This is a genomic window from Allobosea sp. TND4EK4, assembly GCF_900156025.1.
GTDB lineage: Bacteria > Pseudomonadota > Alphaproteobacteria > Rhizobiales > Beijerinckiaceae > Allobosea.
Genome location: NZ_FTMO01000020.1, coordinates 19,169 through 31,748 on the forward strand (window position 1 = coordinate 19,169; position 12,580 = coordinate 31,748).

General features: G+C 65.0%; 10 protein-coding genes. 2 read left to right on the forward strand and 8 right to left on the reverse strand.

Going from position 1 to position 12,580, the window contains the following annotated elements; genetic code table 11:
• Positions 1–19: 19 nt before the first annotated feature.
• From BW981_RS19200 to BW981_RS19225, 6 genes are all read right to left on the reverse strand, one after another.
• Entirely contained in the window at positions 20–1,177 is a 1,158-nt protein-coding gene (locus tag BW981_RS19200; RefSeq protein ID WP_076442172.1) for a DegT/DnrJ/EryC1/StrS family aminotransferase, read from the reverse strand.
• The gene (locus BW981_RS19205) at positions 1,177–1,779 is read right to left on the reverse strand and encodes an acyltransferase (RefSeq protein WP_280174207.1); all 603 of its coding nucleotides are present in this window, start codon (positions 1,777–1,779) and stop codon (positions 1,177–1,179) included. The genes BW981_RS19200 and BW981_RS19205 overlap by 1 nt, the downstream gene beginning before the upstream one ends.
• A 3-nt stretch (positions 1,780–1,782) precedes the next feature.
• Positions 1,783–2,721, reverse strand: coding sequence for a Gfo/Idh/MocA family oxidoreductase (locus tag BW981_RS19210; RefSeq protein ID WP_076442173.1), 939 nt, complete (start codon positions 2,719–2,721; stop codon positions 1,783–1,785).
• 38 nt (positions 2,722–2,759) lie between these two features.
• Positions 2,760–4,115, reverse strand: coding sequence for a nucleotide sugar dehydrogenase (locus BW981_RS19215; RefSeq protein ID WP_076442175.1), 1,356 nt, complete (start codon positions 4,113–4,115; stop codon positions 2,760–2,762).
• Between the two features lie 128 nt (positions 4,116–4,243).
• Entirely contained in the window at positions 4,244–5,773 is a 1,530-nt protein-coding gene (locus tag BW981_RS19220; RefSeq protein WP_076442176.1) for an MBOAT family O-acyltransferase, read from the reverse strand.
• An 81-nt stretch (positions 5,774–5,854) separates the two neighbouring features.
• Entirely contained in the window at positions 5,855–6,868 is a 1,014-nt protein-coding gene (locus BW981_RS19225) for an NAD-dependent epimerase (protein WP_076442218.1), read from the reverse strand.
• Between the two features lie 156 nt (positions 6,869–7,024).
• On the opposite strand from BW981_RS19225, the gene BW981_RS19230 reads away from it, so the two are divergent.
• Together BW981_RS19230 and BW981_RS19235 are read left to right on the forward strand one after the other, a co-directional pair.
• On the forward strand, positions 7,025–8,122 hold the full coding sequence (locus BW981_RS19230; protein WP_076442178.1) for a hypothetical protein: 1,098 nt from the start codon (positions 7,025–7,027) through the stop codon (positions 8,120–8,122).
• Between the two features lie 887 nt (positions 8,123–9,009).
• Complete coding sequence (locus BW981_RS19235) at positions 9,010–10,422, forward strand: M20 family metallopeptidase (protein WP_076442220.1); 1,413 nt, start codon at positions 9,010–9,012, stop codon at positions 10,420–10,422.
• 124 nt (positions 10,423–10,546) lie between these two features.
• Here BW981_RS19235 and BW981_RS19240 read toward each other — a convergent pair whose 3' ends face one another.
• The gene (locus tag BW981_RS19240) at positions 10,547–11,968 is read right to left on the reverse strand and encodes an FAD-dependent oxidoreductase (protein ID WP_076442179.1); all 1,422 of its coding nucleotides are present in this window, start codon (positions 11,966–11,968) and stop codon (positions 10,547–10,549) included.
• Positions 11,965–12,579 (reverse strand): cysteine hydrolase family protein, encoded by a 615-nt coding sequence (locus BW981_RS19245; protein WP_076442181.1) that lies wholly within the window; start codon positions 12,577–12,579, stop codon positions 11,965–11,967. Before BW981_RS19245 ends, BW981_RS19240 begins: the two co-directional genes overlap by 4 nt.
• Position 12,580 lies beyond the last annotated feature (1 nt).

Genomic DNA, 12,580 nt, shown 5'->3' on the forward strand with positions numbered 1-12,580 from the left:
CGAGCGGCGGACTAGCCCCTCAGGCGACCGCGGCGGTCGGCGCCGCCAGAGCCTCTCGGACCTGCGCGATGATATAGTCCTGCGTCTCCTGGTCGAGATAGGGGTGCATCGGCAGGGCGACGACCTCCTGCGCGGCGCGCTCGGAGATCGGCAGGCCGTTGCCGGCGACGGGGAAGTGCTTGTAGGCGGTCTGCTGGTGCAGCGGCTTGGGGTAATAGACCGTGGTCGGCACGCCCTTGGCCTTCAGCGCTGCCTGGAAGGCGTCGCGGCGGTCGGCGGCGACGCGGATCGTGTACTGGGCCCAGGTCGAGACGCAATCTGCCATGACATGAGGCGTCACGACGACGTCCTTCAGTGCCGCGGTATAGCGCCGGGCCACGACCTGCCGCTTCTCGATCTCCTCGGCATAGACCTTGAGCTTCTCGATCAGGACGGCCGCCTGGATGGTGTCGAGCCGCGAGTTCACGCCCACGCGGACATTGTCGTATTTGTAGGAACCCTTCCCGTGGAAGCGCAGGGAACGCAGCAAATCGGCCTGAGCATCGTCGTTCGTAAGGATCGCACCGCCGTCGCCGTAACAGCCGAGCGGCTTGGCGGGGAAAAAGCTGGTCGTGGCGAAATCGCCGATCGCGCCGGCGACGCGGTCCTTGTAGCGCGCGCCATAGCCCTGCGCCGAGTCGGCGATCAGGATCAGACCGTTCTGCTGGCAGAAGGCCTCGATCGGCTCGTAGTCGCAGGACTGTCCGAAGAGATCAACGCTGATCAAGGCGCGCGGCGAGAGCTTGTGCTGCCGCGCAGTATCCAGAGCCGCTGCAAGGCTTTTCGGATCGAGATTATAGGTCGCCTCGTCGATCTCGGCGAAGACCGGCGTCGCGCCCATCCAGGCCACGACCTCGGCGGTCGCCGCGAAGGTGAAGCTCGGGCAGATCACGGCGTCGCCGGGCCCGATGCCCAGAGCCTCCAGGACGAGGATCAGCGCGTCAGTGCCATTGGCGACGCCGATGGCGTGCTTGGCACCGCAGAAATCCGCCAAACCCTTCTCGAACTGGCCGACCTGCTCCCCCAGAATGTAGTTGCCGTCGCGGACAACCTTGAGGATCGCGTCCTCCATGGCTTGCCCGATGTGACGGCGCTGGGCCTTGAGGTCGATGAACTCGATTGTCGGACGCTCGCTCATCAGACGATCTCCTCGAGCTTGTCTGGCCCTGTTTCGCGGTAGCGACGCCCGGTTTCCGGGCAAACCAAGTCGGCCCCGAGCTTGGCGCCATTATGGCTCATCCAGCCGATCCGGCGGGCTGGAACGCCAGCCATCAGGGCAAAGTCCGGAACATCCTTGGCGACCACGGCGCCGGCGGCGATGAAGCAATAGGCGCCGAGCGTGTGCCCGCAGACAATGGTCGCGTTGGCGCCGATGCTGGCGCCGCGTTTGACCAGCGTGCGGCGGAACTCGGACTTGCGGTTCAGGAAGGCCCGCGGATTGTTGACGTTGGTAAAGACGCAGGATGGACCGCAGAACACGTCGTTTTCAAGCTCTACGCCATCATACAACGCGACATTGTTCTGGATCTTGCAGCCGTCGCCGATCGTGACCCGCGGCCCTGCCATCACGTTCTGGCCGAGTACGCAGTCGCGGCCGATTGTGGTCTGGCCCAGCACATGCACGAAATGCCAGATTTTGGTGCCGGCGCCGAGAGCCGCACCCTCGTCGACATAGGCGCTCTCATGGACGAGCGCGCCGGGAAAGCGCGGATCCTCCCGCATCTGCGATGCGCCGGCCATGGCTCAACCCTTGCGATACTTGGCGACGAAGGGATGCGTCTCGCCGGCCGTCACCACCGGAGCATTGCGGAATTGCGAGACCACCTCGATCGAGAAGCGCACGTCTTCCAGCCCATAACCCTTGCCGGCGATAATCTCTTCATAGCTGCGGGTGTGAAGGTCGGTGAAGCCGTCCGAGAACTCGACCTCTTCGCCGTCCATCGTGATCGAGCGGTAGGTCGTCTTTTGGCCCTTCACGCTGTCCGGCAGGTCATTGGAATCGACCGACAGGAACCAGCGCACATCGGCCTTCTCGTAGGAGAGCAGGCCGCCGGCGCGCTCGGCCTCGCGCAGGTTCGCGGTCTGCGACTGCAGCGGCCCGAAGACATAGGCGAGCATGTCGAAGAAATGGACGCCGATATTGGTCGCGACGCCGCCGGACTTGGCGTCGTCGCCTTTCCAGGAGGCGTGATACCAGCGCCCCCGCGAGGTGATGTAGGTCAGGTCGACCGAATGGCGCTCGTTGGAGGAAGCGATGCGCTCCTTGAGCGCCTGAATCGCCGGGTGCAGCCGTAGCTGCAGGATCGTGTTGACCTTGCGGCCGGATTCGCGCTCGATCTCGATCAGCCCGTCGATGTTCCAGGGATTAAGAACGAGCGGCTTCTCGCAGATCACGTCGCTGCCGGCGCGCAGACCGAAACGGATATGCGCGTCGTGCAGGTAGTTGGGCGAGCAAATGCTGACATAGTCGATGCGCTCACCGCGGCGACGCAGCTTGTCGACATGGCGGTCGAAGCGCTCGAACTCGGTAAAGAAATGCGCCTGCGGGAAATGGCTGTCGATGATGCCGACGGAGTCATTGGGGTCGAAGGCGACCTTGAGATCCCCGCCGACAGCCTTGATGGCCTTCATATGGCGCGGCGCGATATAGCCGGCGGCACCGATCAGTGCGAATGACGTCATGGCGTTGGTCTCTGGCGTTTCCCCTGAGGCGTCCCGGCTCAGGCCTTGACGATATTGTCGCCGGTCAAGCCAGCCTTGGCGCAGGCATTGCGCGTATCGACGACGAGGCGGGCTGCAGCGACGAGCGCCTTGTAGTCGACCGCGTCATGGTCCGTTGCGATCAGCACCGCGTCATAGCCGGCGAGCACATCCGCGGAAAGGGGCACCGACGCGCGGCCGGTGAGGTTTGCATGCTCACGGGTTGGCGGGATCACCGGGATATGCGGATCGTGGTAATCCGCCTTAGCTCCGCGCTCTTCCAGAAGCTCGATCAGGCGCAGCGAGGGGCTTTCGCGCATATCGTCGATGTTCTTCTTGTAGGCGACGCCCATGATCAGGATCTTCGCATTGTTGAGGCCACGGCCCTGCCGCCGGTCGAGCGCTTCTGCAACGCGGTCGACCACCCAGTGCGGCATCGCCGTGTTGATCTGGCCGGCAAGCTCGATGAAACGGGTGGTGACGTCGAATTCCCGCGCCTTCCAGGTCAGGTAGAACGGGTCGATCGGGATGCAGTGGCCGCCGAGGCCAGGGCCCGGGTAGAACGGCATGAAGCCGAAGGGCTTGGTCTTGGCGGCATCGATCACCTCCCAAACGTCGATACCCATCTTGCCGTAGATCACCTTGAGCTCGTTCACGAGCGCGATGTTGACAGCGCGGAAGATGTTTTCGGTCAGCTTGACGGCTTCGGCCGTGGCCGAGGACGAGACCGGCACGGTCTTGACCACGAGCCCGCTGTAGACGGCATTGGCCAGCTCCAGCGCATCCGCGCCGTCACCGCCGACAACCTTCGGAATCGTCGAGGTGCCGAAATCCGGGTTGCCGGGGTCCTCGCGCTCAGGCGAGAACGCCAGGTAGAAGTCGACGCCGCTCTTCAGGCCGGTCTTCTCGAAGATCGGGCGCATGATCTCGTCGGTCGTACCAGGCCAGGTCGTCGATTCCAGCACGACGAGATGGCCCTTGCGCAGGCGCGGCGCGATCGCTCGTGCGGTCGCCTCGACATAGCTCAGATCCGGCTCGCGATGCTTGGTCAGTGGGGTCGGCACGGCGATGATGATCGCGTCGACGTCGTTCAGTTGATCGAAGTCCGTCGTCGCGCGGAAACGATTTTGCTGCAGCGCAGCAGCAATCGCCTCGGTCGGAATATGCTTGATGAAACTCTCGCCGCGATTGATCTGCTCGACACGCTTGGCATCGATATCAAAGCCGACCACCGAGAACCCGGCCTTGCAGGCCGTCAGCGCCAAGGGAATCCCGACATAGCCGAGGCCGATGATGCCGATCCGGTATTGTCTGCCGGCGATGCGAGCGAGGAGATCGGTCAAGCTTTCGCTTTTGCCGGCGTCGGACTGGGCCATGGAGAACTTCCGCGAAACGGGACTTCGGGTAATGAAGCGATCTGAAGTCGAGGCTTTGCTTCCAAGGTCCGGAGAAGTCAACCACCAGGCTGGCGACATCCGGATGCTTGCGGGCGCATGCGGCTGTTTCAGAATTGAAAATACAGGAATTCGCTGGTGCTCATGAACAGCGTCAGGCTGAAAGCGACGGCCAGCCCCATCGCGGCCCCCCATGCCCAACCGGGTTGCCAGCGCAAGGACAGCAGGGGCAAGCCGGCCGCATCCTTGCCGTAGCGCTCCGGTTCGACGATCGCTTGACTGTTGGGCAGGAAGAAAACGATCGCGAGCCCGCCGATATACAAGACGATGTCGTTCCAGAACGTGATGGCGCTGGGCAGCTTCGTCATCATCAGAAACAGGTCGATGTCGCTGAATGTGCGGGTGGGGAGCGTGCCGAGGCCGTGGAAGCCGGTCATCGCCTGCAGGATCAGCAGCGCGGTGGTCGCGTCCGGCGCGCGGAAGAAGACCCAGGCGACGACCACGGCCAGGAATGTGATCAATGTCGCAACGGTTATCCGGATAGCGGGCGGTATGTGTTGAAGCGCCGAGGTCGGCTTTACATGCTGCCACGCGTGGTTGATGATCAGATAGAGTCCATGCAACCCGCCCCAGATGACGAAGGTCCAGCTCGCGCCGTGCCAGAGGCCGCCGAGCAGCATCGTGATCATCAGGTTGGCATAGCGCCGTGCCGTGCCGCGCCGGTTTCCGCCCAGCGGGATGTAGAGATAGTCCCGCAGGAACTGCGACAGTGTCATGTGCCAGCGCCGCCAGAAATCGATGATGTTGGCGGCGCGATAGGGCGAGTTGAAGTTCAGGGGCAGTCGCACGCCGAAGCAGAGCGACAGGCCGATCGCCATGTCGATATAGCCGGAGAAGTCGAAATAGAGCTGTAGCGTATAGGCGATCGCGCCTTTCCAGGCTGCGGCTGCCCCCAGTGTCGCTGCGCCGGCCGTGGCGAACGCCGCCGCCGCATCGGGGGCGAAGCTGTCGGCGAGTAGGCATTTCTTGAGCAGCCCGATGGTGAAATAGGCTGCGCCGATCGCGAAATTGGTGCTCCGTGGGACATAGGTCGCGGAATCCGCGAATTGCGGCATCATCTGCTTGTGATGCAGGATCGGGCCGGCGATCAGATGCGGGAAATAGGTGACGAAGAGGACGTAGTTGATGAAGTTGAATTCCCTCGCCTTGCCCTGAGCGGTGTCGACGAGGAAGGCGATCTGGGTGAACGTGAAGAACGAGATGCCCAGCGGCAGGACGACGTTGACGGCGGCAAGCTGGATGCCTGACAGGTCTCCGGCGATCCCGATGAAGAAATTGACGTATTTGAAATAGCCCAGCGCGGCGAGGTCACCGGCGATGGCGATCAGCAGTATGAACCGTTTCAGGCCGCCTTGCCGTGCTTCGGCCAAATGGTTCAGCAAGCAGCCTGCGCCGAAGTTCCAGATGATCGACAGGCACAGAACGGGCAAGAAGCGGGTATCCCACCAGGCGTAGAAGCCGAGGGAGGCCAGGGCCAGCCAGCTCGCGGCGAAGCGCTGGCCGAGCCGCGCCAGCCCGAAATAGCCGGCAAGCGCGATGGGCAGGAAAACGAAGAGAAAAGGGTAGGAGTTGAACAGCATCGAGCGAACTCGGAGGGGACGATCCCGAACTGATGACAAGGGCGGCGGCCTGCTTCGCCCTCCGCCCCGTCGGTTGCCAAGCTACGCCGCGTGATACTCCTTGAACCACGCGATGAAGCGGCCGATGCCGTCCTCGATCGTGGTTTCAGGGCGGAAGCCGACCGCTGCCTCGAGATCGGCGACATCGGCATAGGTCGCCGGCACGTCGCCCGGCTGCATCGGCAAGAACTCCTTGACGGCCTTCTTGCCGAGCGAGCGCTCGATCTGCTCGACGACGTACATGAGTTCGACGGGACTGGAATTCCCGATATTGAAGACGCGCCAGGGTGCATAGCTCGTCGCCGGATCGGGGCTGTCGCCCGACCAGGCCGGGTTGCCGGCCGGGGCCTGCGGCACCAGCCGGACGATCGCTTCGACGATATCGTCGACATAGGTGAAGTCGCGCCGCATCTGGCCGTTGTTGAACAGCCTGATCGGCTGGTCGGCGAGGATGGCCTTGGCAAAGAGCCACATCGCCATGTCCGGGCGTCCCCACGGACCGTAGACGGTGAAGAAGCGCAGTCCCGTCGAGGGAAGCTTGAACAGATGCGCATAGGTATGCGCCATCAGCTCGTTGGCCTTCTTGGTCGCGGCGTAGAGGCTGATCGGATGATCGACCGAGGCAGAGGTGCTGAAGGGCAGCTTCGTGTTCGCGCCATAGACCGAGGAGGACGAGGCGTAGATCAGGTGCTCGCAGCCATTGTGCCGGCAGCCTTCCAGGATGTTCTCGAAGCCCCGGATGTTGGAGTCGATATAGACGTCCGGATGGCTCAGCGAGTAGCGCACGCCCGCCTGCGCTGCGAGGTGGACGACGCGCGCGAAGCGTTCCCGCTCGAGCAGGCCGGCGATGCCCGCCCTGTCGGCGAGATCGAGCCGCTCGAACCGGAAGCCGGCCTGCTGCTGGAGGATCGCGAGACGGCCCTCCTTGATCCGGGTGTCGTAATAGTCGTTGACATTGTCGAGGCCGACGACCGACCAGCCCGCCGTCAGAAGACGCTTGGCGACATGGAAGCCGATGAATCCGGCGCAGCCCGTGACGAGAATCTTGTTTAGCATGAGGTTCATCTGTGAGAATTTGCCAGCGGGGTCAAGCCGTTCCCTTGGCTTGCACGAATTGAAATCTTGCTGTTGCAACGTCGCGTGAATCCGTCGATGTCGGATTGAGTCTTGCCTGGCCGTCATCCGCGCGGGCCGCTATTGAGGATCGTCTCCATGAACGATGAGGTGGCCGGCCGGTCTCGGAAGTTCCTCGTCGCTTTCCTGGCGGTTCTCGCATTGTCGGCGGCCGTGATGGCAACGTTCAACTACGTCATTGATCCGTTCCAGTACTATCGCGCCGCAACTCTGTACAAGCCGGTCCTCTGGGGCGGGATGCAGCGCTACCAGAGCGCAGGTCTCGCCCGTAATTTTGCCGAAGACACCGTCGTCGTTGGGTCTTCGGTCACAGAGAATTTCCTGCCGCGCGACATTCGCGCCCTGTGGGGAAAGCCCGCAACCAAGCTCTCGGTCTCGGGGTCGACGGCGCATGAGCAATTTCTCGTTCTGCGGACGGCGCTCGAGAGCGGGCGTGTCAGGAACGTGTTTTGGGGGATCGATACGGGCGCCTTCTACCTCGCGCCTGCCGCAGTTCGCGACGATCAGGCGCCGTTTCCCTGGCACATGTATCGCAATATCCCGATTCCCAATATCGAATACCTGCTCGCTCTCGGCACGTCCCGCCTCTCGATCGCCGCCCTGAAAGGCTATGGCGAGACGGATTTCGATGCTTACCATGCCTGGTACGACAAGTTCGAGTTTGGGTCTGCCGTCACGGTCAAGGCCTGGGGCGGGACTTGCGACAGTTTCAAGGAGAAGTATGCGGGCGCTCAAAGTCCTTTGGCGGCGGCTCTCGTCGAGAAGCGCGAGCAGTCGATCCGGCAGAACCTCGTCGAGCTGATCCGAACCTATCCCGAGGTGAGGTTCCATCTTTTCCTGCCGCCTCTGGCGACACTGATCTATATCCCCGGCGCTACGCGCTTCCTGCCGGTCCATCTGCCTTTCCGGGAGCGGCTGGCGGAAGAGGTGCTCGGCTTCCAGAATGTCTCGCTTTTCGATTTCCAGGCAGACAGGTCGATCTCCGATGATCTGTCGCGGTACAAGGACCCCTTGCATTTCGATCTGGCGACGACACGCCAGATCATAGCCTCGATACGGGATGGCCAGCACCGGGTCAGGTCGGTCGCCGATATGGCCGCCAACAATCGAAAGCTGGTCGATGTCGTCAATGCCTATGATTTGTGTGCGGATGGAAAGGCCTTGCCGAAGTCCTGATGGAATCGCGAGTGCTGTCTTGCCCGGGAGGCGTCTTTTGCGCGAAAAACGACGCGCCGCAATCGCGACAGCCAGTTGGCAGGGGCTCGATGGGTTTTCGCAACATCAACGCCCGCGGACGGGGGGTGTGCTTGAGGAGGCTCTCGCCCCGATTGATCTGCGCTATGCGCCTGGTGTCGATGTCAACGCCGATCACGGAGAAGTTGGGTTGCAGGTGATCAGAGCCAGCGGGATGCTGAAATAGCCAAGCCGATGATGCCGACCCGGTACTGCCTGTCAGCGATGCGAGAGAGAAGATCGGTCAGAGCCTGGTTCGAGACGGTCAGGCAGAGGCCAGCTACGAGGGGCACGAACGGCATTCCCTTAGTGCGCACGAAGCGGTCCTCGAGAGCGGACGATGACGCTGATTTGGAACGATGGCGCCCTTGCTCGGCATCAAATGCTCCATCAAGGCAAGCTGGGAATGCCCCCCAAAGCGGATATACCATCCGTGTTCCATCACCTTGCCGGAGGGCCTGAAGCCATGGGCCCATGCGCTGGCATAAAGCGGCGACGTATCGACAGGCGTCCTGTCGCAGCCGAAGATCAAGCCCCCCGCAGCGGGGCTGGCTCAACAGTCCGATTCATGACTTGGTTTTATATCCGGGCAAGGCCTTCTCCAAGCCGGTGAGCTACTGTTCTGGCAGGTGATCGGAAGCCGCTGGGGTGCACGATGACATTTGCCGGCTCCACTTCGTCGCCATGCGGGAATCGCCTCAGTGTGACGTGAAAAAAGTCAGCCTCCCTGACGATCGGCCGGTGGTACCTTGCCTTCGCAGTCGCAGATGCGACTGGCCGGTGTCGTATCCGGCAATGCCGGGACGGAATGAAAGCCGCAGGAGATGATGGTGCAGAATACCGAGGAAATCTGGTCGATCGTCGATGGCAAGCAGGACGCATATATCGCGCTGAGCGACCGCGTCTTCGAGATGCCGGAACTCAATTACCGCGAGGTGAAGTCGGCGGCGGCCCATGCCGAGCAGCTCGCCCGGGAGGGCTTTCGCGTCGAGACCGGCATCGCCGGATTGCCCACCGCGGTGATGGGCGAGGCGGGCGAGGGCGGGCCGGTCATCGCCATCCTCGGCGAGTATGATGCGCTCCCCGAATTGTCCCAGGCGCCCGGCGTCTCCGAGCATCAGCCGCTTCCGAATCAGCCCGCCGGCCATGGCTGCGGGCACAATCTGCTCGGCGCCGGGGCCATGCTGGCGGCGGCCGCGGTCAAGGATTATCTGGTCCGGCACGGGCTGAAGGGGCGCGTCCGCTACTATGGCTGCCCGGCCGAGGAGGGCGGGGCGGGCAAGGCTTTCATGGTCAAGGACGGCGCCTTCAAGGACGTCGATGTCGCGATCTCCTGGCACCCGGCCGCTTTCGCCGCCGTCACCGCGCCGGTCGCGCTCGCCAACACCACCATCGATTTCGAATTCTCCGGCAAGGCCTCGCATGCGGCGGCCGCGCCCCATCTCGGCCGGTCCGCGCTCGATGCCGCGGAACTGATGAATGTCGGCGTCAACTACATGCGCGAGCACATGCCTTCCGACGCCCGCATCCACTATGCCTATCTCGACGCCGGCGGCATCGCGCCGAACGTCGTGCAGGCCAAGGCCAAGCTGCGCTACGTCGTTCGCGCGATCGCGGTCTCGGAGGTGCACGAGCTGCTCGCCCGCGTCCGGAAGATCGCCGATGGCGCGGCGCTGATGACGGAGACGAGCGTCACCAGCGAGGTCGTCAGCGCCATGAGCAGCCTGCTGGGGAACACGCCCCTGGAGGATGCGATGCAGCGCAATCTGGATCGCCTGGGGCCGCCGCCCTTCGACGCGGAGGATGTCGCCTTCGCCCGGCGCATGCAGCAGACCGTGACGCCGGCGCATATCGAGACGGCCTTCCGCCGGGCCGGCCTGCCGGTCTCGGATTTCCCGCTCTGCGACAGGATCGGGCCCAAGGACGTGCCGGGGCCGACGATGATGGGCTCGACCGATGTCGGCGACGTCTCCTGGGCCGTTCCCACGGTCCAGGCGCGCGGCGCGACCTATACGATCGGCACGCCCGGCCATTCCTGGCAGCTCACCGCCCATGGCCAGTCGCCGCTGGCGCATAAGGGCATGGTCCATGTCGCCAAGGCCATGGCCGGCGTGGCGGTGGATGTGCTCTCCGAGCCGGAGCTGCTGCGGCAGACCAGGGCCGATTTCGAGGAACGGCTGGCGAAGACGCCCTACAAGCCGCTCCTGCCGGACGACGCCAGGCCGCCCTTCCATCTCTTCTGAGCGGCGGCCAGCCCGGCCGGCCACCCGGTCGGGCTACGCCAATGCCGGCTTCCAGATGAGCACGTTCGCGGATCGTCGCACCGCCGAACACCGCGTCGATCTCCGAGCTGGTGGTGAATTGCGGCTACGAGGCGATGTACTGAGCGTCCAGCCGCACGGGCCGCGCGGCCTCTCTGCCTGCGATCTCTCCGAGGCAGACGGCGGTGAGCAGGCCGTTGCCCGAGAGATAGCCGGAGGCGCGGGAGCCCGAGACCCCGACCGCGGCTCCGCCGCAGGCGAAGAGGTTGGGCAGGGCCGCCCCGTCCGGCCGGAGGACGCGCGCCTGCGTGTCGATGCGCAGCCCGCCCTGGGTGTGGAACAGCGCGCCCGTGACGCGCACCGCGCAGAAGGGCGCCTCCAGGGCAGGCGCGTTCCGGAAGTCGCGGCCGAAGCGGTCGATGCCCTCGCCGCGCTTCAGCGCCGCGACCTCGGCGGCGGTGGCCGCAAGGCTCGTCGCGGGCAGGCCGAGCGCGGCGGCGAGGCTCACCATGTCCTGCGCCCTGACGATCGCCCCTTGCGCTTCGGCCTGGCGGAAATCCTCGAACTGCCGGGCGATGCCGGCGATGCGCTCATCGAAGATCGTCCAGGCCTTCCCCGCGGGCTGGGTAAGCACGGTCGCGGCCTGCTCCGAATAGCCGTGGCTCTCGTCGGAGAAGCGCTGGCCGGCGGTGTTCACCTGGAAGCCGCCCTCCATCACCGTCGCCCAGCTGATCAGGATGCCGTGCGGCTGGGCGACCGAGCCATGGCCCTGGTGGCCGGACATGTGGACGAGCTCGGCGCCGAGCGCCTCGCCCCAGAGCACGGCGTCGCCCTCATTGCCGGAATGGCCGAACCAGAGCGCCTCCGCCAGCTGCGGGATGTGCCGGGCGACGAGCCCGCGATGGCCGCCATAGCCGTTGCAGGCGAGGATGAGGGCCTTGCAGCCGATGCGCTCCTCGCCGCCACCGGGGCGCGTGCCCGCGAGGCCCGCGACGCGGCCGGCGTCGTCGGCGAAGAGCGTGGTGGCGCGAAACTCCGTCAGGATCGGGATGTCGCGGGCCTCGACCGCCTCGCGCAGCCGGCCGATGAGCTCCGAGCCGGTGCGCTTGGGCAGGCCGTGCATGCGCCGGGCGGAATGGCCGGGATAGGAGAAGTTCGTCACCACGTCGAAGGGCAGGCCGTGCGCGTCGGCGAGCCATTCCAGCGCCGGGCCGATATGCTCGCTGAGGCGCCCGACCACCGCTGGGTCGGGCTCGCCCTCGGCCTTGGCCATGATATCGGCCGCGAAGAGCTCCGGGCTGTCCTCGATGCCTGCCTCGCGCTGGAAACGCGTTCCGGCCGCGGGAATGAGCCCGGCCGAGAGCGCTGTCGAGCCGCTCGGCACCGCGTCCCGCTCCACGACGACGACCTCGGCTCCCGCCTCGCTGGCGGCGAGCGCCGCGACGAGCCCGGCCGCACCCGCCCCGACGATCAGGACATCGGCCTCGGCCTCGAAGGCGACGCCGGCCGCGGGAAGCACCCGGTTCATAGCGCCTCGACCTCGGCCAGCACGGAGGCGATGGTCGCGATGCGGGCGACCGGCTTCAGGGCCGCGATCGCCTCGGCATGCATCGCCGGCGTCGGGGCCGCGCAGCCATCCTCCAGCACGGTGACCTCGAGGTCGCGGACATGCGCGTCGCGCACGGTCGAGGCGACCCCGCCATTGGTGACGATGCCGGCGACGACGAGGTGCTCGATGCCGAGCTTGCGCAGCAGCCATTCGAGTCGCGTCTGGTAGAAGGCGGAATAGGCGATCTTCTCGACGCCGACGTCGATGGGCTGCAGCGCATCGACGACCTGGTGGCCCCAGCCGCCGGGCAGGAAGTCCCCGCGCTTCAGGAACGGCCGCATCTGCTTGAGATGCGGCGAGATCAGCGGCTCGCCGCCGCGCCCCGGCACGAGCGTGAACTGGGTTGCCGCGACCAGCCCGCCGCGCGCGCGCAGGCTGTCGGCGAGCGGCTTCAGCTTCGCCGGCAGCGCCTGGGCTTCCGGTGCGGCGGCGCCGCCCTTGGCATAGGCGCCGTCGGGATGGATGAAATCGTTCTGCAGGTCGACGATCAGCAGCGCCGTGCTGGCGAGCGAGGCGAGGGGGCCAGCCATG

Bases quoted from the DNA above. Each gene is read 5' to 3' on its own strand.
- BW981_RS19200 (WP_076442172.1), bottom strand. From the start codon at position 1,177: ATGAGCGAGCGTCCGACAATCGAGTTCATCGACCTCAAGGCCCAGCGC.
- BW981_RS19205 (WP_280174207.1), bottom strand. From the start codon at position 1,779: ATGGCCGGCGCATCGCAGATGCGGGAGGATCCGCGCTTTCCCGGCGCG.
- BW981_RS19210 (WP_076442173.1), bottom strand. From the start codon at position 2,721: ATGACGTCATTCGCACTGATCGGTGCCGCCGGCTATATCGCGCCGCGC.
- BW981_RS19215 (WP_076442175.1), bottom strand. From the start codon at position 4,115: ATGGCCCAGTCCGACGCCGGCAAAAGCGAAAGCTTGACCGATCTCCTC.
- BW981_RS19220 (WP_076442176.1), bottom strand. From the start codon at position 5,773: ATGCTGTTCAACTCCTACCCTTTTCTCTTCGTTTTCCTGCCCATCGCG.
- BW981_RS19225 (WP_076442218.1), bottom strand. From the start codon at position 6,868: ATGCTAAACAAGATTCTCGTCACGGGCTGCGCCGGATTCATCGGCTTC.
- BW981_RS19230 (WP_076442178.1), top strand. From the start codon at position 7,025: ATGAACGATGAGGTGGCCGGCCGGTCTCGGAAGTTCCTCGTCGCTTTC.
- BW981_RS19240 (WP_076442179.1), bottom strand. From the start codon at position 11,968: ATGAACCGGGTGCTTCCCGCGGCCGGCGTCGCCTTCGAGGCCGAGGCC.
- BW981_RS19245 (WP_076442181.1), bottom strand. From the start codon at position 12,579: ATGGCTGGCCCCCTCGCCTCGCTCGCCAGCACGGCGCTGCTGATCGTC.